18 protein-coding genes are annotated in these 23,269 nt (G+C 40.5%); 4 read left to right on the forward strand and 14 right to left on the reverse strand.

Annotated features, from left to right (window positions below):
- The first annotated feature begins 64 nt into the window (after positions 1–64).
- A complete protein-coding gene (locus ACP14Y_RS01865) occupies positions 65–2,479 on the forward strand; it encodes an ABC transporter permease (RefSeq protein ID WP_424961274.1) in 2,415 nt (804 codons plus the stop codon).
- A gap of 1 nt (position 2,480) precedes the next feature.
- Here ACP14Y_RS01865 and ACP14Y_RS01870 read toward each other — a convergent pair whose 3' ends face one another.
- Positions 2,481–2,996, reverse strand: a complete 516-nt coding sequence (locus tag ACP14Y_RS01870) for a hypothetical protein (RefSeq protein WP_424961275.1) — start codon at positions 2,994–2,996, stop codon at positions 2,481–2,483.
- Between the two features lie 140 nt (positions 2,997–3,136).
- Here ACP14Y_RS01870 and ACP14Y_RS01875 point away from each other — a divergent pair, with 140 nt between their 5' ends.
- A complete protein-coding gene (locus ACP14Y_RS01875; RefSeq protein WP_424961276.1) occupies positions 3,137–4,597 on the forward strand; it encodes an ATP-binding protein in 1,461 nt (486 codons plus the stop codon).
- Between the two features lie 9 nt (positions 4,598–4,606).
- A complete protein-coding gene (locus ACP14Y_RS01880; protein ID WP_424961277.1) occupies positions 4,607–5,005 on the forward strand; it encodes a response regulator in 399 nt (132 codons plus the stop codon).
- Between the two features lie 232 nt (positions 5,006–5,237).
- On the opposite strand, the gene ACP14Y_RS01885 is transcribed toward ACP14Y_RS01880, so the two are convergent.
- The 10 genes from ACP14Y_RS01885 to ACP14Y_RS01930 form a co-directional block, all read right to left on the reverse strand.
- A complete protein-coding gene (locus ACP14Y_RS01885; protein WP_424961278.1) occupies positions 5,238–5,612 on the reverse strand; it encodes a methylglyoxal synthase in 375 nt (124 codons plus the stop codon).
- Positions 5,613–5,644: 32 nt separating this feature from the next.
- Positions 5,645–6,319, reverse strand: a complete 675-nt coding sequence (locus ACP14Y_RS01890; protein WP_424961279.1) for a bifunctional 4-hydroxy-2-oxoglutarate aldolase/2-dehydro-3-deoxy-phosphogluconate aldolase — start codon at positions 6,317–6,319, stop codon at positions 5,645–5,647.
- Between the two features lie 5 nt (positions 6,320–6,324).
- Entirely contained in the window at positions 6,325–7,332 is a 1,008-nt protein-coding gene (locus ACP14Y_RS01895) for a PfkB family carbohydrate kinase (RefSeq protein WP_424961280.1), read from the reverse strand.
- Entirely contained in the window at positions 7,326–8,537 is a 1,212-nt protein-coding gene (locus ACP14Y_RS01900; protein WP_424961281.1) for a 6-phosphofructokinase, read from the reverse strand. Before ACP14Y_RS01900 ends, ACP14Y_RS01895 begins: the two co-directional genes overlap by 7 nt.
- An 80-nt stretch (positions 8,538–8,617) precedes the next feature.
- On the reverse strand, positions 8,618–9,667 hold the full coding sequence (locus ACP14Y_RS01905; RefSeq protein WP_424961282.1) for a PfkB family carbohydrate kinase: 1,050 nt from the start codon (positions 9,665–9,667) through the stop codon (positions 8,618–8,620).
- A gap of 83 nt (positions 9,668–9,750) precedes the next feature.
- Positions 9,751–10,416 carry an NUDIX hydrolase gene (locus ACP14Y_RS01910; RefSeq protein ID WP_424961283.1) on the reverse strand — a complete coding sequence of 222 codons (666 nt, stop codon included), beginning with the start codon at positions 10,414–10,416 and terminating at the stop codon, positions 9,751–9,753.
- A 79-nt stretch (positions 10,417–10,495) separates the two neighbouring features.
- Complete coding sequence (gene gndA / locus ACP14Y_RS01915) at positions 10,496–11,887, reverse strand: NADP-dependent phosphogluconate dehydrogenase (RefSeq protein WP_424961284.1); 1,392 nt, start codon at positions 11,885–11,887, stop codon at positions 10,496–10,498.
- Positions 11,884–12,348, reverse strand: coding sequence for a gluconokinase (locus tag ACP14Y_RS01920; RefSeq protein ID WP_424961285.1), 465 nt, complete (start codon positions 12,346–12,348; stop codon positions 11,884–11,886). Before ACP14Y_RS01920 ends, gndA begins: the two co-directional genes overlap by 4 nt.
- A 34-nt stretch (positions 12,349–12,382) precedes the next feature.
- Complete coding sequence (locus ACP14Y_RS01925) at positions 12,383–13,618, reverse strand: NRAMP family divalent metal transporter (RefSeq protein ID WP_424961286.1); 1,236 nt, start codon at positions 13,616–13,618, stop codon at positions 12,383–12,385.
- 48 nt (positions 13,619–13,666) lie between these two features.
- Positions 13,667–15,901 carry a heparinase II/III family protein gene (locus ACP14Y_RS01930; protein WP_424961287.1) on the reverse strand — a complete coding sequence of 745 codons (2,235 nt, stop codon included), beginning with the start codon at positions 15,899–15,901 and terminating at the stop codon, positions 13,667–13,669.
- Between the two features lie 111 nt (positions 15,902–16,012).
- Here ACP14Y_RS01930 and ACP14Y_RS01935 point away from each other — a divergent pair, with 111 nt between their 5' ends.
- Positions 16,013–18,859, forward strand: coding sequence for a polysaccharide lyase family 7 protein (locus ACP14Y_RS01935; protein WP_424961288.1), 2,847 nt, complete (start codon positions 16,013–16,015; stop codon positions 18,857–18,859).
- Here ACP14Y_RS01935 and ACP14Y_RS01940 read toward each other — a convergent pair.
- From ACP14Y_RS01940 to ACP14Y_RS01950, 3 genes are read right to left on the reverse strand one after another with little or no spacing between them, the layout of a single operon-like run.
- Positions 18,856–19,686: a hypothetical protein gene (locus tag ACP14Y_RS01940; protein WP_424961289.1), complete on the reverse strand. Its 831-nt coding sequence runs from the start codon at positions 19,684–19,686 to the stop codon at positions 18,856–18,858. The genes ACP14Y_RS01935 and ACP14Y_RS01940 overlap by 4 nt on opposite strands.
- Positions 19,687–19,701: 15 nt before the next feature.
- Positions 19,702–20,946: an alginate lyase family protein gene (locus ACP14Y_RS01945; protein ID WP_424961290.1), complete on the reverse strand. Its 1,245-nt coding sequence runs from the start codon at positions 20,944–20,946 to the stop codon at positions 19,702–19,704.
- 18 nt (positions 20,947–20,964) lie between these two features.
- Positions 20,965–23,265, reverse strand: a complete 2,301-nt coding sequence (locus ACP14Y_RS01950; RefSeq protein ID WP_424961291.1) for a chondroitinase-B domain-containing protein — start codon at positions 23,263–23,265, stop codon at positions 20,965–20,967.
- Between the last annotated feature and the right edge of the window lie 4 nt (positions 23,266–23,269).

A 23,269-nucleotide genomic window follows, 5' to 3' on the forward strand; every position in this document is an offset into this window, starting at 1 on the left:
TTTCCTTATCTGCAACATCCTTAGGTTGACACCTGTCATACAGTTCAACTTAAAATACTAAAGGATGCTACGTAACTACCTAACGATCGCGATCAGAAATCTTTGGAAGCACAAGCTATTTACCGGATTAAACATTTTTGGACTATCCCTCAGTATGTCTATTTGTCTGGTGCTCATTTTACTTGTTTATGATCATTTTCAATACGATAGATTTCACCCAAATGGTGATACCACTTATCGGATCACAACATATACTGAAGGGCAAGAAGGACCCTTCGATGAGGCTTATGCCACCTCTTCCTTGCCATTTAAAAAACATCTTATAGATCATTACTCCTTTGTAAAAACCGCCACTAACCTAAATGGTGACTTTCGCGGTGAGATTCGCTCACCTCATAAAATCCTGAACATTCAGTCATTATATGCAGATGAAGACTTTTTTAAGGTTTTTGGCTTCAAATTGGACGAGGGGGATCCATCCACTGCGCTTACTGATCCTTTTAGTGTCATATTAAGCCATGAACTTGCGAATAAGCTCTTTCCAAATGAATCCGCTTTCGGAAAAACAATCGAATTTGAAGATCATGGATCCTACAAGATTACAGGAATCACGTCCAAATCTGATGATAATACACATCTTGAATTTGAAGCACTTGCATCTTTTTCCACAATCCCAATCCTTGCAGAGAAAGAAATCTTAAGTGATCGATATAATGATTGGGAAAATATATGGGATAACTACAATTACCTGGTATTAAATACCCAAGATGATCGAGCGGAAACGGAACAAATCATCAATGAGCTTGCAAAGGCAAACCTCGAGATTCCTGAGGATAGACCGAATCGGGTTTTTCGACTTCAGGCACTAAATGAGATAGTGCCTGGCAGAGTTATGTCTAACGAAATATCGTTTACATTGCCCTGGTTCCTGCTTGCATTCTTTGGACTATTGGGTTTCATTGTGCTTGTTACCGCATCAATCAACTACACCAACCTCTCCATTGCCAAATCGCTTAGCAGAGCAAAAGAAATTGGCATCAGAAAAGTAAACGGTGCTAGCAGAAGACAGATCATTTCGCAGTTCTTAACAGAGTCAATACTCACTGCGCTTATTTCACTAGTCGTATCCATTTTCATTTATCGATATCTTATTAATGTTTTCAACGAAATATGGATTTTCAATATGGTTGGGATCTCACTCAAAGATGCTCTTGGCACTTATGGCTATTTCGTTCTCTTTACCATTATTTTAGGTCTATTCACCGGTATAGGTCCTGCCCTATTCCTATCTAAGATTAAAGCAATTAATTCGCTGAAGGCATCCATTTCCTCCAACCCTTCAAAACGCCGTTCAATTGTTGGTTTTATCACGGGGAAACGTACACTCATAAGCATTCAGTTCTGTCTTTCCATACTGATGTTAGTCACCATTTTAATTCTTCACAAGCAAGCGAATTTTTTAGTCAATGCAAATTATGGATTTAATGAATCAGAGATCTTCTATGTGAATACTCATGATCACGATCCTGAATTGGTGAAGTCACATTATGAAAAAATTACTGGAGTGGAAGCAGTCTCATTTGCATCACACCATCCGGCTATTGGACGATCCCATGGAAACCGTGCCAGATGGAAGGAAGATCAGGAGCCAATCACACTTTATCATTTTTCTGTAGACCCTAACTATGTAGAGATGATGGGGCTACAAATAGTCGCTGGTAATAACTTCCCAAAACAAGCATCTGATGAAAATGAAAAGTTTTTGATTATTAATGAAACAGCTGTGAAAACCTATGGATTCGAATCTTCGAGCCACGCAATTGGTGAAACACTGTTTCTTGACACCTTGGGGTTAACTATAGCAGGAGTTGTTAAGGACTATCATTGGGAGCCACTAATGAGATCTATTCGACCTATGGGTTTAAGGATTCAACCAGAACGATACGAATATGCATATCTAAAGGTCAAAAACAATAGTCTAATACAGGAAGCAAAGCGTCTTGAAAGTGCCTGGATCGAATTTGATCCTGCAAGAGAGTTTGATGGTGGCTTTTTAAATGCACAGCTAGATGAGTTCTACCAGTATTTCTATGACCTGGGCAATATCCTGACCTATGTCGCCATGATTGCTCTTTCTATTACCGGTCTTGGATTCCTAGGCATGGTCAGCTTCGAGTTAAAAACCAAAGTGAAGGAAATTGGAATTCGAAAAGTACTGGGCGCTTCGTTCCGTTCACTGATTTTGTCAATGGGTAAAGGATTTTTTATAATGATTATTGTCAGTTCGGCTGTAGCAATACCATTTGCTATGTGGTTAAATGGTCTTTGGGTCAATCAAATGGCTTTTCATGCGCCCATTGATCATTCAATATTTGTTCCAACCCTTTTTATCGTTGGTATGATAGCATTGGCTACCATTTTCTCGCAGGTGTGGATTAATGCAAATAAGAATCCAACCGAAACTCTGAGATCGGAATAGCCTATTTAAAGATACATTCGGCTTTTTGCTGTGAGATTTCAACCACGCCGGTTGGAATCTCCAAATCGCTAAATGAATTATTCATTGCTTTTATACGAATGAATACAATACCTGTCTCGGCAATGTCCTTCATCGTTTGCTCAGTCATTTGAAAAGCGATTTCATATTTCGTAATCTTACTACCAAAATCATCAATGATTTCAGGTTTCGATTCTGCTAAAGAACTCATCCGTACTACCGCACCGCTTCCTGTCCGCATAGCCAATTCACTCCCTTTAGGAATTGCATCAGTAAGTTCACCATAGTCCCCAACCTCCACGCTGAATTTGTAATCGCTTCCATTTCTTATATAGTAGATGTAATAAAAAGGGGTTGGACCTGTAAGGCGTGTTTTTACAGTACGTATGATATCATCAGTTAATGGATCTTTATCATTGACAACATATTTACAGATTTGTCCATGGCCATAAAATGACACAAAGATCAGGCTGATTATTGCTAAAGTTTTAAATCTCATCAGCGAATACTTTAATCGTTATTAAAACTACAACAATTCATTGGGTGGGATCAAGTATGAAAGTGAAAAAACAATAAAAGCAGTAATTCTTTTTATTTTAACACTTCCAACCACAATTGATTTGCAACGCGAAGAATTATATGCTTCAAGATCTATCCAAAAAACTAGAAATTCTCAAGTCAGTTCCTGGTGCACTTATCGCACTTAATAAAAAAAGTGAGGTATGTTATATAAATGAAAATGCGAGCGCTCTTTTCGGATACACTGATACTGAATTGATTGGCAATTCAATCGATCTATTAATTCAAACAAAATCCAGAAAGCGTCATAAGGATGTAATAAGGAAGTTCATGGATCATTCGATCAAGGACATCAATGAGGACGATTATATCCTCGCAATAAACAAATCCGGTAATGAGTTTCCGGTTAGTTTGAACCTTTCGCTACTTCCGGAAGAATTTGAAAATATGATTTTGGTCTCATATGCGGATATTAGCTCCCGCATGAAATCAGAAAGTGAATTAAAAAGGAAAAATCACTTACTAAATTTTGCTGAGGAAATCGTAATGATGGGTCATTGGAAATGGGATCTCATCACGAATGAGGTTATTTGGTCTGACAATCTTTACAATATTTTTGGGCGTGACAAAAAGGGCGGTCTGACTTACGAGACTTACTTTAGTTACGTCCACCCTGATGACCAGGAATATGTCACTAAAATGGTTGAAACTTCTATCGCGGGTAAGAATTTTCAACACTTCCGTCACAAAATCTTGCTACAGGATGGGCAGGTAAAAGACATCTATCTGATGGGCCAAATTTTTACAAATGATGATGAGGTTGTTGAGATGGTCGGGACTTGTCAGGATGTAACTGAGAAAATAAAACAGGATGAATTATTAAAACAAATCTCCATCCTAGAGGCTAAGAGTATTGAGATGGAACAGTTTGCCTACATTGCTTCTCACGATCTCAAGCATCCTCTGCTTACCATCATCAACTACATAGAAGCATTTGATGAGGATTTTGGTGAAGAACTCACAATAGAAGCAAAATCATACCTGAATTCCATTTCGCAATCAGCTAAACGAATGGATAAACTCATTATGGGTTTGCTTGAATACGCTTTACTTAGCAAAAGAATTGAATTTGAAATGGTTGACTGCAATAAGATAGTCAGGCATGTGTTAAAAGATATTCAGTCTCATATTAAAGACAATGGCGCTATTATTACTGTTGGCTCGTTACCAAAAGTCAAGGGAAATGAAATTGTCCTGAGTCAGCTCTTTCAAAACCTGATTTTAAATGGCATAAAGTTTCGTAAGCCAAATGAAAAGCCTATAATACAGATTGAGGCAGATCAAATTGATCGAAGTGGTGGATACTTATTTATGGTTCGAGACAATGGAATTGGATTTGATGAAAAAGATAAAGAGAATATTTTCTTAATCTTCAAAAAATTACATGGGCCGGAAGACTATAGCGGGTACGGGCTAGGACTGGCAAATTGTAAAAAAATTGTTGAACTTCACTATGGGCAGATTTGGGCAGAATCGAAAGCTGGTGAAGGAAGTTCATTCTATTTTACAATTAATACCTAATCGCAAATAATGAAGAAATTGGATTGTATTTTGCTCATTGATGATGACAATGACTGCAATTTTCTTCACACTCGTGCAATTAAAAAACTGGATTGTGCAAATTCAGTAGAGGTGGCTAAAAGTGGTGCCTTGGCACTTGACTATCTCAAAAATGCTGACAGAATGCCTGAGTTGATTTTTCTTGATATCAATTTACCACAGATGAACGCCTGGGAATTTTTGAATAAGTACCGTCAATTGAAAAATAAACAACCCAAGCCGGTATTGATCATTCTTACCTCATCTATGAATCCGGATGACAAAATCAAAGCTTCAGAATATGATGAGGTGAAAGGTTTTCGGATAAAATACCTAAACAAGGATGGTCTTAGAGAAATACTCAAAGAGCATTTTTCTGAGAATTTCTAGTTGTCCTAAGTAAAAAACTCTGGCATGCACATATATCAAACCTCTTATAAAGAAAGATTATGAGTCAGTCAGCACATTCGATGATCCCCATAGTGGGCGTGATCTAGCGCACCAAACAAACCCATTTAAGTTAAAATTCTCAGGTTTGTATATTGCTATACCAGAGCGACGTAAAGGTAATGGTTTGTATCTGAAGGCACGAACACAAACACAAGAAACAACTAGATTAATTCTATTCATCTACCACTCCTTCAAACGCTTTAAATATCAGGCTGGCCGAGGCAGGATTTGTAGCAAGAGGAATGTTGTGTACATCGCAGATACGTAAAAGCATTTGAACATCGGGCTCATGCGGATGTTTATCGAGAGGATCTCTAAAAAAGACCACTGCATCTATCTTTTTCTCTGCCGCCAGTGCTGCAATCTGCGCATCGCCACCCAAAGGTCCTGACAATAATCGTCTCACTTGCAAACCGGCTTTCTCAACATGTTGTCCCGTCGTGCCGGTTGATGTTAGATTGGCGGTCTTCAACAAAGATTTATGATCCAATAAAAACTGAACCATTTCAGCCTTTTTGCCATCATGAGCAATAATTGCTATTTCCATTTATTGATGTTGTTTAATATTCAGTTGGCAATTTACTCTCCTCGCAACCTCTTGATGATTGCCAAAGCATCCGAACATTTTTGAGTGATCGCATCAAAGTCCTTATTCGCTAAAACATCCTTAGGGAATAGTTGCGAGCCAATTCCCACACAGTGCACACCTGCTTCCACCCATCCTTTAAGGTTCTCTTCATTGGGAGAAACTCCTCCCGTTGGCATAATACTGGCATACGGAAATGGTCCTCTTACTCCTTTTACAAACGCAGGACCACCAACCTGCGATCCTGGGAATATTTTCACAACTTCTGATCCCAATTCATGCGCCTTCACGATTTCTGTAACCGACCCACATCCTGGACTCCAGGCTACTTTTCGTTTATTACAGATTTTGGCCATTTCTTCGTCCATCATAGGGGATACGATGAAGTTTGACCCAAGCTGTAAGTAAAGTGCAGTAGTGGGTCCATCGATAATAGATCCAACTCCCAGGATCATTTCAGGACATTCTTTTTCTGCAAATTTGTTTAGCTCTGCAAACACCTCATGCGCAAAATCACCCCGATTGGTAAATTCGAAAACACGCACACCTCCGGCGTAGCAGGCCTTCAGCACCTCTTTGCACATGTCAATATCCTTGTGATAAAAAACCGGAACCATGCCGGTTTCTCTCATTTTTATAACTACCTCAATTCGTGTAAATCGTGCCATTTTGTTTATCGTTTTATTCTTCCTGATGTATTTCCTTGTACTAAACTATTGACCGCCTCTGCTGATATCACATTTGCATCACCCTCTACGGTATGTTTGAGTGAACAGGCCGCAGCAGCAAAATCAACCGCTTTTTGATCGTCTTGTAGATTCAGTAATCCATAGATCATCCCGGCAGCATATGCATCTCCGGTACCCACACGATCGACAATATGAGTCACATCAAATGAAGGAGATGTGAGAACCTCTTTGTCATTCCATATGAATCCTTGAATACGATTGTGTGATGCACTTAATGTCTCTCTTTTCTTATCCACGACCTTTTGAACTCTTGGAAATTTTTCTTTTAACTTCTCAGATGCTGCCTGCAAATCGTCATTCTCATTAGCCACACCTAAGTTTTCCTGCATATCATAAGGAGATGCAATGACTACATCGCATCCCTGCACCAGCTTAGGCATTACTTCTGTCTTATCCTTACCATACTGCCATAGATTTTTTCTGGAATGCACATCTACCGAAACCGGAACACCTACTTCATTTGCAACCTGAATGGCCTGTCTCAATGATTCAGCAGCATTTTCTGAAATCCCGGGTGTAATGCCTGTCCAATGAAACCAGTCTGCATTTCGTAAAATGCGTTTCCAATCAAATGTACCAGGTTTGATCTTGGAAAATGCAGAGTTATCTCGTTCGTAAACCACCTCACTCGGACGATGAACAGCTCCCTTTTCTAAAAAATACTTACCCATTCGTCCTTCTCCGTAGGTAATGTATTTGGTATGCAGCCAGTGATGTCTTAAATATTGAGTAGCTGATCTACCAACCAGATTATCCGGAAAGCAGGTGATGTGAAATGCCTCAAGTCCGAAATAGGCCAGTGAAATAGCCACATTGGCCTCTCCTCCTCCATATGCCAACTCGACAGTGGTTGCTTGGGAGAACTTTGCATAGCCTGGCGGTGAAAAACGCATCATTACTTCTCCAAATGTGACAACCTTCCTTTTCACCATTCCAGGATTTTAAGAAATTCATATGCTTCCGGGTTGGGCAAGTAGTGTTTTGCATAAACAGCATCTTCCTCCGTCAGGTAATGTAGCTCCTGGAAAAACAGCTTTGCTATTTGAGACTCCATATTTACCAGACGCGGTGGGATTTTACCATCCTTTTCGAAATCTGACAAAAATATGGGTGTAATATCTCCCGAGGAGTTTGCGCTGACAATGCATCCACTCACTCCTTCATTGAATAGCTTTTTTACTCCCAGGCCAAGCAGTGAACAAAGTGTTAGATCCAAACCGATCGGTCGGGTACATCTTAATTCATAACCAAGTTCTACCGGTCTACTTTTTATGTCCAGAGACAATGACTGAAGCTCTTTTTGTAGCAACACATTGAAAATATGTGCTTTGCTAACATTTCCCAATTCCGGGTGTCCATGTGCATCATACGTCATACTAATGTCACTGTTCTTTATCTCCTCCTCATCCAGGATGTGAAATACGCCCTCACTGATGACCACCACACCATGTTCTATACCGGCAATTTTTCGCTTGATAATGGAAGAAATGCATAGCTTAATGATTTTATCAAACGAGACCTTGGTCTTATTGAACATCTCAGGAATGATCATCATTGGAAAATGACAACCTGTTGCTACCCCAAAGGCCAGATGCCCTGCAGAGCGACCCATCACTGACATGACAAACCACTGCCTCGATGTACGTGCATCTTCATACACGGTATTACCTATTCGAACTCCTTCATCTTTTGCAGAATGAAAGCCGAATGTCGGATTCCGATCCGGTAGCGGCAGATCATTATCTATCGTCTTTGGGACATGAATATTGCTTATCGAAATGTTCTGAGAAGCCAGGTATTTGGTGATCCTGTTAGCAGTTGATGCAGTGTCATCACCACCAATAGTTACCAGCAGTTTTATGTTTTCTTTTTCGAAAATTTGGGTATTGAAATCCTCATCTTTCGGTTTAAATCGACTCATAATGAGGGTCGATCCTCCTCTACTAAAGATCCGATCTGCATGATCGAAATCAAAACTTTTGATTTCAGGATTCTCAGAAAATAATCCCTGATACCCATGATGAACCCCTATCACCCGATAGTTATCGGCTAAGAATGCCTTGGCTACAGCTGCAATAACTGTATTGATGCCCGGTGCGGGACCACCACCACAAATGATAGCTACACATGGTTTCATAACAGTATTTTAAAAAATGGGGGTGAAATCTATGAAGCGAATCATAATCTGTATTTTGAAAACCATCACCCCCAAATATTTTATCTGGCAACTCTCCCGGAAGCGTCTCCTCCCATCAGTTTCTCTACTTCAGCAACGGTCACTAGGTTTGCATCACCTTTGATCGTGTGCTTCAAGCATGAAGCAGCCACTGCAAAGTCAAGCGCATTCTGGTCATCGTCCGGATATTTTAGCAATCCGTAAATCAAGCCTCCCATGAAGGAGTCTCCGCCTCCCACGCGATCCACAATGTCCGTAATCTGATACTGACGTGTTTCGAACAGCTTTTTTCCGTCGTAAAGCACGCCTGCCCACGTATTATGAGAAGCTGAAATAGAGCCACGAAGGGTTGTAATCACCTTCTTTGCTCGTGGAAATTTCTTCATCATTTGCTGGCATACGGAGAGGAATGCTTCAGCTTTCACATTATGACCCTCTGTTTGAACAGAGATCCCTTCAGGCTTGATACCAAAATGCATCTCGGCATCCTCCTCATTTCCAAGAACGATATCACAATAAGAAGTCAACTCCGTCATGATCTCCTCACGCTTCGCATCATCACAATACTTCCAAAGTTTGGCTCTGTAGTTTAAATCTGTTGAAATTGAAATTCCTTTGTCGGATGCCACTTTCAATGCCTCCAGGCATGCATCTGCTGCACCTTGTGAGATAGCAGGTGTAATACCCGTCCAGTGGAACCATGTGGCTCCTTCAAATACTTTATCCCAATCAATCATGCCCGCCTTAATCTCTGCCATCGCGGAGTGAGCACGATCATAAACGACTTTACTACCTCTGCTAACTGCTCCTGTTTCCAAGAAGTAGATCCCTAATCGGTCTCCACCAAAAATGATATTTTGCGTATTAACTCCTCGCTTCCTCATCTCCATCAGTGCGCACTCCCCTATGTCGTTCTTTGGCAAACGGGTAACAAAATCAACGGGTACACCATAGTTGGCCAGTGAAACGGCTACATTGGATTCACCACCTCCATAAACAACATCAAAACTGTTTGCTTGTGAAAATCTAAGAAAACCAGGTGGGGCCAGTCTCAACATGATTTCACCAAATGTGACGACCTTATTGTTCATAGTGGGTATAATTTAAGATTGTTTATTCTGTGTAATTTATACACAGAAGTGAAAACATACAAGTATATCAACTGATATTTTTGCTATTTTTTCAGACGATACAAAGAGGGGCCTCCCTTAACGCCTACTTTCTTCTCATTTGTGGCTTCCAGTAGGTCCATCTGTAGAATTTTTTTTCTGAAGTTTCTTCTATCCAGGCTTTCACCAAGGATGTTTTCATACAATTCCTGAAGCTCCGTGAGCGTAAATTGATCAGGCAATAATTCACCAAAGACAAAATGATCTCTTAGGTTGCCTCTTAGCTTTTCTAAGGCGTCAGCTAAAAGTAAATCATGGTCAAATCCTAATTTTGGCAATTCATCAAGCCCGAACCATTTGATATCAGAAATGTAATTTTTAGGGATCGTTGGATAATTCTCAGGCTTGACCAATGCATAGAATGAAACAGAAACAACTCGTTTCACAGGGTGCCTGTCTACTTTACTGTAACATGCCACTTGTTCAAGAGACATTTTTTCTATCCCTGTTAGGTTATTAAGTACCTGATTGACCGATTCGGATAACGTCATTCCCTCACTCATCGTTCCCCCAGGGAGCATCCAATGATCTTTAAACGGTTCGATGGATCTTTTGACCAGCAATATTTTTAACTGATTGTCCTGAAAGCCGAACACACAACATTCCACTGCAATGGTACATTCGTAGGAGTCATGGGAAACAGCGGTATCTAATGGGCCTATTTTGGTCATCTATCTAATTGGCTTTGTCGCGAATTAAGTTCAAAAATTGGAATTCAACTTCGGGCTTAAACATGATTGCTTTTTAATATCACCATTCCGTGTGATGGAACTTGCCCGATGGATCATCCACCCGTTGATAGGTGTGTGCACCGAAATAGTCACGCTGGGCCTGGATTAGATTTGCTGGCAATGCTAGTGTTTTTTGACCATGGAAATAATTCACTGACTCAATCAAACACGGTGCATGAATTTCTCCTTTGATGCATGATGCCGCTACGGACTGAATCGAGCTATGGGTACCGTCTATTGTTTCAATTAATTTCGCATTCTTAAGCAGGCCAATATCAGCTTTTAAGTATTGAACCAACTCCTTCATAAAGTCAGACTTGATAATACATCCACCTGTCCATATTCTGGCTAGTTCACTAAGATCAATGTCCCATCCATGCTGCTCCGAGGCACGATGGATAAGGGCAAATCCCTGGTGATGATTCATGATTCGGGCGAACTGATAGCCGTCCTTCAGCTGATCCCTCGATATCCCCCCGGAAAATTTATTCGTGCTAAAATTTTCAGCATTTTCAAGGCGTAGCTCTTTGAAAAAAGATAGGTATCGAGCAAACAGTGCGGCCGGAATTAATGTGGCTGGCTGGCCAAAACTCGCTATGGAAACTGTCGCCCAATTTCCGGTTCCCTTGTTGCCAGCTTTATCAAGGATTTTATCAAGTAAATAGCCATTTTTTTCCTTCTTTCGAAGAATATCAATGGTGATTTGTAGAAGATAGCTATCCAGATCTTGCCTCCACGATTCAAAGACCTTAGCAATATCTTCATTTAATGTGCCTTGCCTTTTCAAAATCGCATAGCATTCGGCAAGTAATTGCATCTCAACGTACTCAATGCCATTGTGGATCATTTTTACAAAATGACCACTCCCTTCTTTTCCTATATACGTACAGCATGGTTTCCCATCAGCGTCTCTCGCTGCAATAGCCTCCAGATATTTCTGAATTTTTGAATATGCATCCTTCTGGCCAGATGGCATGATGGAAGGACCCTTCAGAGCTCCTTCCTCCCCTCCTGAAACTCCGGTCCCCATAAATATCAGTCCATGCGCTTCCAACTCGCTCATTCGCCTACTGGTTTCCTGATAGTGTGAATTACCTCCATCGATTACGATATCATTTGGTTCCAGGAATTCCCGTAAATCATTTAATACCAAGTCTACAGTGGGCCCGGCATTGACCATGAGTATGATCTTCCTCGGCGTTTCCAATGATTTGACAAATTCACCGAGATCATCAAATGGTTGGGCTTCCTTAAGCTCCTGATGTTCTCGCTGAAATTTGACGGCCACATCCTCTTCTTTTCCTGCAACGTGACGGTTAAATATGGAAATTTTAAAACCTTTTTGAGCCAGGTTGCGACTCAGGCTTTTGCCCATTACGCCTAATCCAATTAATCCGATCTCTGAACTCATTTTAATCTTTGTTTTATGTCTTTAATTATTTGCTCTGGGGCTAATGAAACGTTGATATTTATTGCATTACCAGGCTCTTCTAAATCATCAAATTGAGATTGTAACATCTCTGCAGGCATGTAGTGATCCGATCGTGCATTCATCCGACTATAAATCGTATCATAATCCCCTTTTAGATACACCCATTGAACATTTGGCTCAATTCCTTTAATTAGCAATCTCCTGTATTTCTCTTTCAAAGCTGAACAAGCGATTACACAACCCTGGAAAGTGTGCTTTCTTGCTTCTTTATTAAGCTTTTCTAACCACGGTTGCCGATCCTCATCACTCAAAGGAATTCCACTGCTCATTTTTGTTTTGTTCTCCTCGCTGTGAAATTCATCTGCATCGAAAAAGGGAACTGATAATGCTTTCGATAGCATCTTACCAATTAAGGTTTTTCCGCATCCAGATACTCCCATGACAAAAATTATATGTTTAGACAGACCCATTTTTTCAAGAAAAAATATCTATTAAACCGTTAATCATGATAATGAACGAAAAAGCCAACGCTCCAGTCATTATTAAATTAGTCCAAACCCTCTTGCCAGGTAAATTTGTTTGCTTTCGATTCCATAGAAACAGCAAACATCCCACAACAATCGGTAATCCGAACACATTAAAAACCTGCGTGATAATTTGACCTTTTATCGGGTTGAATCCGAAAATCGGGACACTTAAGGCCAGTATGCTGGCAACCCCAGTAATGATTCTAAATCTCTTAGAGGATATATCTAGTTTTCCTGATGAGTAATCAGCCAGCATCAATGGAACAATCATGAGACATGGGAATATCGAAGACAGGCCTGCACTCAAAGTGCCTGCAAAGAAGATGGAAACAGCAAACCTCCCAACTGAAGGTTCCAGCGTATCTGACATATCCAAGACATGTGTAATTTCCTTTCCTGTGCCATAGAGACTTCCACTTGCGACAGCCATAATAGACCCACTAATCACAAAAATCAGGATGGTTGCTACAATAGAATCATTTCTTTGTGTTTTGGTATCACTTACCGACCATTGCTTACCCTGAATAAAGAGTGGACGAGAAAGAAATGTAGCAGCGGCCATCGTAGTTCCGACGAATGCAGCAATAAGAATTCCAGCACCCTCCACTTGTGGTATTTTAGGGATCAACCCCATGATAACTTCTGTTGGCATTGGAAAAACAAAGAACAGCGTAAAGACAAAACTGAGTCCCATCATGGACACGAATATTGCCAGTACCTTTTCAAAGAGTGTATAACTACCGCTTAAAAGCAAAGCGTAGAAAATTCCAATGATCATTACCGCCAGTCCTAAAACGATGTAGTACTTGTGATTGGAAGCTTCCGGGAAGCTGATTTGAATAATCTCAAAGACAACATTCGATGTAATTCCAAGAATACCTATTAGTGAATTCCATTGTCCTATACCCACCGTAACAATGATGGCCAGAGCTATAATTTGTCCAAATTTCAAATGCTTTTTAATTGAAAAAAGAAGGGTCTCTTTGGTCATCAGGTAGTAGTGGCCTGAGACATAAATGAGAACACCAGAGAAGAGACAGCTAAAAAATAACACCCACAACAGATCCATACCAAAAGAGTTTCCAGCCACAATCATAGAGGTCACACTACCTGTACCTATTGTATAACCAATGGCAAAAATTCCCGGGCCAAAGGATAGTAGAAATTTTAAAAACTTTTTCATGGGATTGTGTTTGGGTTGTTGCTTATTCTCATATTGGTATTTCGAACATTAGTTGATATCCAGTCTTAAAGCTTCTCCAGGCTTTAGAGTTTTGTTCATTTTCTTGCCTTTTTTCTTCTGTACTTCAATAGTTTGTTCATTCTTATCTAGTGAGTAAATCACAAATTGATCATCCTCAGTCTTAATAAATAAATCCATTTCTTCCTCAGACTTTAAATTCAGCTTTTCGCTACTCACTTCTTTCACATTAAAAAGATACACTCTATCATCTGCGCTCAGACTTGTTGGATTTGATCCATCTAACTTCCATTGAGACTGGTTAACTCTCCAATCGCCAATCATCATCTCATCTGCATTCTCATCTAACCGGTCGCTGTATCCGCAGTAGGGATAAATGATGGTTATAAAGCTGAAGTCATTTTGGGCCTTTTTTGAAACGACGCTCCAGTGCTTGCCTCTTGTACCATCACTTACTACTTCATCAGCTTGGCTTAGCTGAAATATGTCGTGACCACAAGCGTCAGGCATAGTGGCTCTTAGGAGGTTAGGACCTTCTTCATGCGTATAATGACCTTGCCACACCTGCTTGTAATCGTGTGATCCATCGGATGAGAAGTCGTCCTTAACAATCCAGAAATTATCTTTCACATAAATGACCTGGCGCGTGTAATCCACTCCTACATTCTCAAATCCATCATGACTCCCTGCAAAAAAGTCAAAATCGTTCGTGGTTTCCCACGCAATCACTGTTGGGTTGGGGAGCTCCAGAAACTTCCCAAATCCGCTACCTCCTTTATTGGAGGCATATTGCTTTCCTTGCAGCTCGTTATCTACCAATGCAACATTCTTGACCATGGAGTTCTTAAAAAATTCAAAGTCACTGAGTGAATAACGAACCTGATAGTTAGGCAATATGGCATGTCCATTGGCTATTGCCTGGACACCTAACATGTCACCATGCTGATGATCTGGTTTTTTATCATCTAGACCAGCGGTGATTATCATCATCTTGTCATCTTCTCCCCACCCTTCACGCATGATGTAATAGCCGGTTTCTTCAAAAGCCAGCGAACCATATGTAGGTTTCTTCTTCTTAATATCTTCCAGCATTTTGACCTGGTCATTACTTAGAAACCAATACACCCGATTATCCACTTTATTGGTTGCGAAATAGCCAAATTCCGGATCTTCAAACAATAAATAGCCCAAAGTCATAGACTCAGAAATGTCATTTTTCTCTCCCCAGGGAATTTCGGTATCGTCCTGAAGCACCGGAGCTGAACGATCGGGATAAGCAATTTTGACAAGAGTTGTGAATAAACTTCTAAGCTTTTCTTCCCAAGCCGGATCTACTTCTATGTTGTTGATTTTGGCAAGCTGATACACATAAAAATAGTTGTTGATGTCGCTCATGTGATAGTGTACCGATCGTTCAAACTGAAAACCATCGGCATTGATTTCCTGATCTAAATGCTCCCCTAATCTAGACATTGCTCGTTCTAGCCAAAGGTCTGTTCCTTCAAAATCTCTCAACAAAATAGCCAACATGGCCAATGCCGAAACCCCTCTGGTCTGATGATTCCCAGGGCTAAATTGACCGTTTCTTTCATAGAGGTGTTGTCCATGCTGTAAGAGAGTTGCGATGGTCATCAACTGGTCTTGATCAGAATATTCTGCCTCATTTAGAAACATATTGTGTATCCACAGCCAGTTTAGAATGCGATAACCTGACCTAAAAGCCTCATAAACTCCATTGCCATCTTCAATTGTCTCATATTTCTTAGCGTGCAGCGCAGCGTTTAAAGAACGCAATTGATTCTCAAAATATCTGATGTACTTTGGGTCCTTCCCAGAGTTGAAATAGTGCAGCGCTATATCCACCATCTTATGCTGACGAGCCAGATGTCTGAGCGCATATGCATTAACAGGTTCACCATTGAGATAGGTAAATGGCATTACCCATTGGGTTGAGTCATTGTATTTACCCATGTGATCCAGTGCTCGCTTTTTATGATTTTCTTGATTTGTAAATACACTATTATAGTGCGGGAGACGATCATAAAATGTTTTATAGTCATAGAAATAACGCTCTGAGAATTGCTCTTGGAAATATTCCGCTAATTCTGACTGATCAGCATCTTTCAATTTTTCCTGTACCTCTTCATTCAAATATTTCGTTAAATCTTCTCTGGGTAATACAGAGGTGGAAGGAATGGATTGGGCCATCCCGACATGGATGAGTAATAAATAGAATAGTGTGATTAATAAGGTTTTAGGTTTCATGCAGTTTAAAATTGTCACGATTAAAAAAATATATGCATTAAGTGTCGTTTTATTCAATACTAATTTATTATTTTGTGTACTAAGTACACAGTTTACTAAAATACAGAATTAATGAACATTCGAATGGGTAGTTTGCATTATTTTTTATCAGTGGGGAAATTGACCTGTATTCGATTTATGTTATTTTATACACTAGCCTCTACACTTACAGCGAATTGTTTTGGTCAGGATCCTAATTTGCCACCAAGTGGAAATTTTGATCTATCAAAATGGAAAGTGACACTTCCTGATCAGACTGAAGCTTTAGAAGCCGAACTTACAAGTGGATTTGAAAGTGAGAATGAATTTTATACAGATCCAGCTACGGGCGCAATGGTATTTAGATGTCCGAACGATGGCGAAACGGGTGGAAGCACCTACCCTCGAAGTGAACTCCGAGAGATGCTTAGAGCAGGAAATACCAGCATCAGTACCCAAGGCATTGGATTGAATAACTGGGTTTTCTCTTCTTCAAGTCTCGCCAATCAGGAAGCTTCCGGAGGAGTGGATGGAACGATGACAGCAACGGTTGCTGTAGATCATGTCTCTACTACAGGAGAATCCAATAAGATTGGACGAGTGATCATCGGACAAATACATGCCTCAAGTGATGAACCATGCAGGATATACTATCGCAAACTACCTGGAAACACCAAGGGATCGATTTACTTTGCCCATGAACCAACCACCTCTTCTGAACAATGGTACGAAATGATTGGAAGCAGAAGCAATAGTGCTTCTGATCCTGCTGATGGTATCGCACTTGGTGAGCAATTCAGCTATGAAATAGATGTGGTTGGTAATACGCTGACGGTAACCATCATGCGAGATGGCAAGGATGATGTTGTGCATGTAGTTGACATGAGTGATAGTGGGTTTGAAGATGACTGGATGTATTTCAAGGCCGGCAACTACAATCAAAACAACTCTGGAGATCCCGGCGATTATGCTCAGGTTTCATTTTTTGCTCTGGATGTGTCGCACTCTTCTCCTAATAATCCACCATCGGTGAGTATTACCAATCCATCCAATAATGACACTTTTATCGAGAGTGATGACATCACCATTACTGCCAATGCATCGGATAGTGATGGCACCATTTCGAAAGTAGAATTTTTTGAGGGGAGCAACAAACTTGGTGAAGATACCTCATCCCCCTATTCATTTGAATGGGAGAATGTAGCAGAAGGTAACTACTCACTTACTGCTGTCGCAACAGACGATAAGGGATCGACTACAACCTCATCTGAGGTCGGCATTACAATTAATTCTCAACCTACCGGATACGATGCTCCATACGACATTCCCAGATTTCAGGCTTTTATTGGTGGCAGCAAGTTGCAGGCTCCTACCAGTTCCACGATAGCCACACAGTCCGATTTAATCAACGGCTATTCATCCGATAATTTTTATGTTGTAGATGGTGATAAAGTAGCCTTTAATCAAACTGGCACTAGTATGCGTACGGAGCTAAGACATGAAACCAACTGGGTCATCACTGATGGGGACCGCTCACTACATGGTCGTTTAAAAATCGAGGAGCAAACCTGCGATCAGGTGACTGTGGTTCAAATTCACGATGATGCCAATGAGGGGTCTGGACCAAACAAGCCTCTATTAAGAATTTACAAGCACTTGACCAAAACACCGGTAAACCATCTATGGGCGGCTGTGAAAACAGATGACACAGGTGACAATACCAGCCATGTAGATTTAGGTGAGGCTCCTACCGAATACTTCGGTTTTGATGTTCGTTTGGTTGGCGGAAATATGATCATTGACATTGACGGAGACGAAAAGGCAAACCTGGATGTTTCATACTGGACGTTTCCAAGCTACTGGAAAGCGGGTGTATACCTTCAGGATGAAGGAGAAGCTACAGCATATTTTGACGAACTGTATGAAGGGGATGGCACTGAAGTAAATCACTCACCTTCTGTAAGTATAACCTCTCCCACTAATGAAGAAAGTTTCACTCCGGGAAGCGATATTACCATTGAGGTGGATGCGTTTGATACTGATGGCTCTATTAGTAACATTGAGTTTTTTCAGGGGAATGAAAAAATTGGGGAAGATGCAACAGCACCATTTGCTATTACATGGAATAGCGTGCCAGTAGGCAATTATACACTTACTGCAGTGGCAACTGATAACGAAGGAGCTACTTCAAAATCACTGGGTATTGATATTTCGCTTGGAGTTCAATACAGTCTTACCACGGCAATAACAGGCGAAGGGAGTATATCACTAAATCCAACTGGTGGAACTTATGCAGAAAACACTATTGTAAACTTGACTGCTACAGCATCCACAGGATACCAATTCAATGGCTGGAGTGGTGATTTAACCGGCAGGCAAAATCCAGTGAGCATTACGATGGATTCAGATAAAAGCGTAGAGGCAAGCTTCGTTCCCGTATATACTCTTACTACTTCAATAATCGGAGATGGATCAATAACTTTAAATCCCTCTGGTGGTACTTATGAAGATGGTACAGAAGTAACACTAACTGCAATTCCTGGCTCAGGCAATCAACTACAGAGCTGGAGTGGGGATGCCTCCGGAACAGAAGATCAAATTACCGTGACAATGAATTCGAATAAATCAGTCACTGCTACATTCGGGGATGCCTTATCGGTTGAAAATATAGAAGAATCCAACTACAAACTTTCTGCCTACCCAAATCCTTTTGATTTGATGGCAACTTTCGAATATAGATTATCAGCTGTCACAGAGGTAGAATTAAGCATTTATGATGTGATGGGAAAGAAAGTTGAAGAACTTGTCAATCAATTCCAGAGTCAGGGGAATTATTCAGTTGATTGGACTCCTAAAAATGATCTGCCAAATGGACTGTATTTCGCTAAGCTGATAATCGGCAAGGAAACAAAATCTCTGAAAATCCTTCTAGATCGCTAATCAATTGGAGAAGTCAAAAGTACTCCCTTAGCCATATACAGATCATCGTACATTAACCCTCCATTACCATATGGATTATCCATTGGACCCGTGTTGCAAGTAGACTGGAAGATGATAATAGGGCGTTCTCTTTTCATTCGAAAGTCAGCGCCTTCGTAGACTTTTTGTTGCTGAGGAAATTCATCACCACCCTTTAAATAGACATCATATTTCTGACCTCCTTTGGATAAGGTTCGATTGTCTGCTACACACCAAACCTCATACCATGTGTCAAGCTTCATTGGTTTAGCCTTTCGACCTTTAGAAAAATTGAAAATGTGATCGTACCAGGGATCTTTATTAACCATTAATGTTCCATCATTTTTCTCGGGTAGCTGTTTATCGTACCTATCGGTCACTCTAAGACTAGGTTCGAATCCATCGTAAACATTTTCAAGTATCACTTTTGGCTCGGCACTACCCCACCCCAACACATGGTTATTTGGGAAATATTCAACCCTAAGCCTGATATAAAACGTATATATTTCTCCCACAGGGACATCAGTTGGAAGTCTTTTAAAACTAATGGCTTTTCGATTTCCCACTATTCCGTCAGCAGCTGGTTTTTTAAACAGAAAGCTATTCCCATCTTCATGTCGAATTTCTGTTACCTGCGGATTTTCTACTATCGGGTTGGTTTCATTCTGCGGGTCTGCAAGTGTCCAGTTTTTCAAAGGATCAGACGACTCAAAATCATCGATTTTGATCCAATGAGAACTGGTATGATTGCAGGCTGTTGCAACTGACAGTACGAAAATAATAGGAATGCAAATCTTTAAGTCTTTCATGAGATTGGAATCATTTTAATCTTTAATTGGAAGACCTAAAAGAAGGCACTGCTCATATAAATCATGCATTTCTGATGCTGGAAAATTCAAGTCTGTAAGTTGATTTAAGGATTTATCAAGCATCTCAGCATAGTGACTTTCATCCGTAAGTATGTAAAAACGATGAAGGACAGGTATCAGGTGAACAAGGTTATTTTCGCCAATTGAAGGGTGTGGCCATTCTTTCCCATCTATAACTGGAGTAAGGTACGCTAATGCCAACTTCAGGCTTTTTCCATTTGGTGATTCGTATTGCCATAGATCTACTCCCAGCTGATCACCAATTCTTGCAAGCATAAGTAGTGGCTTCAGATTGAAGCAGCTATAGAAAAATGATCTCGTCCTTCCTATTTCATGTATTTGCCTCCCTTTTTCATCTAGTTGTTCTTCCAGACTTTCCCTTGCCTGATAGATCATATTTTCTGCAACAGAGCGCTTACCTAAAAAACGTGCTATAGCTGCTACATGGAGTCGATACCAAGAACCATGATTATTAACCTGTTTTGCTCCCTCACGACCCAAGTCACTTTCTACAAGCCAATTCAAATATTCCGTAAGCCACTCCTGCATACCATTTTCAAGAGAATCGGTCCAATAATTTGAACTTCTCAAAATAATAATAGCATCAGGTATGACCAAAGCTATCAGCCGGCCATCTAATATACCGGATCGCCGACCATTGGGGTTTCCTGGTACACTTTGCGCATATTCCAAATGAGGATTCATCTTCGTATTCTCTGCTAAAAACCACGTCTTGAGTATATCTATGGCTTTTCTGGCATATCGCTCATCTTCTGTGAAAAAATGAGCGAGACTCAAATATTTCACGCCTTCAGCCATCAGACCTAGACGATTTCGATCCACTGCATCTGTCTGCGTTTCCGGATTCGTTACTCCATCCTTTCTGATCCAGGGAATGCCATCGTCCTTTTGTGGATCTGGCCACCAATATCTGCTAATACTTAAGTAGTCGTGTTTGTTGCCAGATGGTGGATCAATTGTTTTGTCCATAACTGTTGGATTTTCCATTTCCAACAAATAATTGGCCCTGGCTCGCAGGATGTAATATGCCTTTTGAGCACATTCGGAAATAGATCCTGCATTTAGATCCTTCTTTACCACCGAAAGCCTTCCTGAGTCATATAGAATAAAATCATATTGATTTTGACTCTCTGAAGAGAAAAAAAACAGCAAAAAAACTATGAAATAATAGAATTTCATTTAGACTTTATACTTGCATCAATACATCAATTTCAGTGGAAGGTTTTGCTCAACAATCAATTCACCGGAGTTTTCAATGACATTGTCAGCATGGGAATTATTCTTAGCTCCCCAAAGTCGAGCTACCAGTTTCACATCATTATTTCTGAATGTATTATTGGAAATGTCCACATTGATAATACCATATGTGTTTAGCAAGATGCCATTTTCTTCATCAGCTCCACTATTGGTAAACGTGCATCCCTGAACAACCAGATTTCCTCCTACCGTAGATTCATCATATCCTCCGCGGTAATAGTCTACCACATTCCTCTTTACGTCATCGAATTGGCTATCCAGAATATAAACGTTCTCAGCATTGTAATCCCCCCGATCATCATCCTCTGCAGAAAGCTCCAGTCCGCTATTACAGTTTTTAATTACTGAGTTCTTGATTTTGATAAATTCTGAAAAGGAGTATTTGTAAGCTTTGAGGACGTAATCAAAATTTGATATTTCGGAATCAACCACCTTAAGGTTATACAGACTGGACATGTTTTCCTTTAGGCTTGCAAAAGCATAATTTTTTCCGCTTCCAGTTAGGAAGACTGCTTGCAAAACAAGCTCTGCTCCTGGATTCATCTCGAAAGCAGGGGTCTCAGCCGTACCCAAATATGTAATCGTTGACCTGGCAACTGAATCAGCAGAACGAATGGTGAGTTTCTTGTCAATTATCAATGATGAGCCAATATCATAATTATCAGCAACAAGCTCAATAATATCTCCATTGGAAGCGTTGGCAACAGCCTGAATCAACTCATCTGAAGTGCGCACCGAAAGTATTTGTGGCTCTTTAGGTTCCTGTTTTGCTTCAAACCAATCTGGACCATATTTTGATAAATCCATAATGCCCGGTGAAGCATCACTTGTTGTGGCACCCACCATGTCATTGTCATCCCTGACGTTTCCAAATAGGTCTTTTTCGATTTGATCAAATTCAAATCCATAGTGTGTTTCAATCTCATTCAGAACAGTTAATGGTACCCAAACATTATCTTCCACCTCAGTCACAGAAAAATCCTTCTCAATAAGTCCCTCCACTCCCTCGAAATCGACACTTTGATTGTTGATGACATTGCTTTTAAATTCAATCCCATTGATCCTATCATGTTGAACGATAGGCTGCTGATCTCCTTTATCGTTATAAATCACATTGTTTGCTACCAATGTACGTTCCGGAGTTTCAGATCTTATTTCGGAGGGTGGCAACACATCTTTCTGATCTACATTGGAACCGACACCAAACTGCCATGGTGATTTGCAATTCACCCAGGTATTGTAGGCCACCACAACATCAGTCACTTGAATGTATCGGTTAAGTGGCGATTTAGGAATACCATTCATCACGGCCAGAGGAGCTCTGAAAATCTCCCCTCTCAGGTTGTAGAAATAATTGTTGGTTACCCAATGTCCCGTTCCTATCAATCGGATTCCACCCACATGTGGTGAGTTTTCATCTCCGATGAAATAGTTACCATCTACCGTGCAATAGTTGCCATGACGTGTAACCAAAGACCCTTCGCTTTTGTAAAAGACATTATTTCTGAACTCATTGAAGTTGGATTTACTTGAAATCACTTCAACTTCACCATCACATCTGTCAAACAGATTGTCATACACCTGCGTGTAACTTGGCGCCATGGATGTGCTACTATTCCCGATCTGGATGGTTTCTGCACTTGGGCCTCCCTTCGGAGGCCTTGGACCAAAGTGATTGTTGTTGATTTTATGATAGTTTTTAATGCTCTCGTTCCCTTCTAAATCCACACGTATAGTCGGTCCTCTGTTAGATTTTCCTGCGAGATAACAATGATCCAATTGATTGTTTCGGCCTTTAAATCGCACCCATAAATCCTGCTTGTTTCGCTGAGATTTATTGAAATCTTCAATCACGCAGTTGGTTACACGCGCATTAAAAGCTAGCGTGTCATCATTTATTGAAAATTGGATAACAGCCTGAGACGGTGAAGCTCCATTTGTAAAATACAGCCCATCAACCACCAGATACTTTCCTCCTAGTCTTAGATCAGATTCCCCTTGAATGATAACTTCTCCAGGTGTTTCAGCTCGAAGAGCTATTGGTTGGGATTCTGTTCCTTTTCCGAAAAACTTGATCCTGACATCATTCCACTCTCCATTCGCCATAACAATTTCAGTTCCGGGTTGAGCATTGGAAAGAGACTCCTCTAACTCAGTCGCATTTGAAACCAAAACGCTTTTTTTCGTTTCACAGCTAATAAAAAATATCAGGATAAGGATTGATAAGGTTAGCTTTTTCATGATG

It is taken from the genome of Ekhidna sp. (assembly GCF_965247405.1).
Classification (GTDB): Bacteria; Bacteroidota; Bacteroidia; order Cytophagales; family Cyclobacteriaceae; genus Ekhidna.

Excerpts from the sequence above, each read along its gene's own strand:
- ACP14Y_RS01905 (WP_424961282.1), bottom strand. The coding sequence starts at position 9,667 with ATGAACAATAAGGTCGTCACATTTGGTGAAATCATGTTGAGACTGGCC.
- ACP14Y_RS01865 (WP_424961274.1), top strand. The coding sequence starts at position 65 with ATGCTACGTAACTACCTAACGATCGCGATCAGAAATCTTTGGAAGCAC.
- ACP14Y_RS01885 (WP_424961278.1), bottom strand. The coding sequence starts at position 5,612 with ATGGAAATAGCAATTATTGCTCATGATGGCAAAAAGGCTGAAATGGTT.
- ACP14Y_RS01935 (WP_424961288.1), top strand. The coding sequence starts at position 16,013 with ATGAACATTCGAATGGGTAGTTTGCATTATTTTTTATCAGTGGGGAAA.
- ACP14Y_RS01950 (WP_424961291.1), bottom strand. The coding sequence starts at position 23,265 with ATGAAAAAGCTAACCTTATCAATCCTTATCCTGATATTTTTTATTAGC.
- ACP14Y_RS01870 (WP_424961275.1), bottom strand. The coding sequence starts at position 2,996 with ATGAGATTTAAAACTTTAGCAATAATCAGCCTGATCTTTGTGTCATTT.
- ACP14Y_RS01920 (WP_424961285.1), bottom strand. The coding sequence starts at position 12,348 with ATGGGAGTATCTGGATGCGGAAAAACCTTAATTGGTAAGATGCTATCG.
- ACP14Y_RS01875 (WP_424961276.1), top strand. The coding sequence starts at position 3,137 with ATGCTTCAAGATCTATCCAAAAAACTAGAAATTCTCAAGTCAGTTCCT.
- ACP14Y_RS01895 (WP_424961280.1), bottom strand. The coding sequence starts at position 7,332 with ATGGTGAAAAGGAAGGTTGTCACATTTGGAGAAGTAATGATGCGTTTT.
- ACP14Y_RS01940 (WP_424961289.1), bottom strand. The coding sequence starts at position 19,686 with ATGAAAGACTTAAAGATTTGCATTCCTATTATTTTCGTACTGTCAGTT.
- gndA (WP_424961284.1), bottom strand. The coding sequence starts at position 11,887 with ATGAGTTCAGAGATCGGATTAATTGGATTAGGCGTAATGGGCAAAAGC.
- ACP14Y_RS01880 (WP_424961277.1), top strand. The coding sequence starts at position 4,607 with ATGAAGAAATTGGATTGTATTTTGCTCATTGATGATGACAATGACTGC.
- ACP14Y_RS01910 (WP_424961283.1), bottom strand. The coding sequence starts at position 10,416 with ATGACCAAAATAGGCCCATTAGATACCGCTGTTTCCCATGACTCCTAC.
- ACP14Y_RS01945 (WP_424961290.1), bottom strand. The coding sequence starts at position 20,946 with ATGAAATTCTATTATTTCATAGTTTTTTTGCTGTTTTTTTTCTCTTCA.
- ACP14Y_RS01930 (WP_424961287.1), bottom strand. The coding sequence starts at position 15,901 with ATGAAACCTAAAACCTTATTAATCACACTATTCTATTTATTACTCATC.
- ACP14Y_RS01900 (WP_424961281.1), bottom strand. The coding sequence starts at position 8,537 with ATGAAACCATGTGTAGCTATCATTTGTGGTGGTGGTCCCGCACCGGGC.
- ACP14Y_RS01925 (WP_424961286.1), bottom strand. The coding sequence starts at position 13,618 with ATGAAAAAGTTTTTAAAATTTCTACTATCCTTTGGCCCGGGAATTTTT.
- ACP14Y_RS01890 (WP_424961279.1), bottom strand. The coding sequence starts at position 6,319 with ATGGCACGATTTACACGAATTGAGGTAGTTATAAAAATGAGAGAAACC.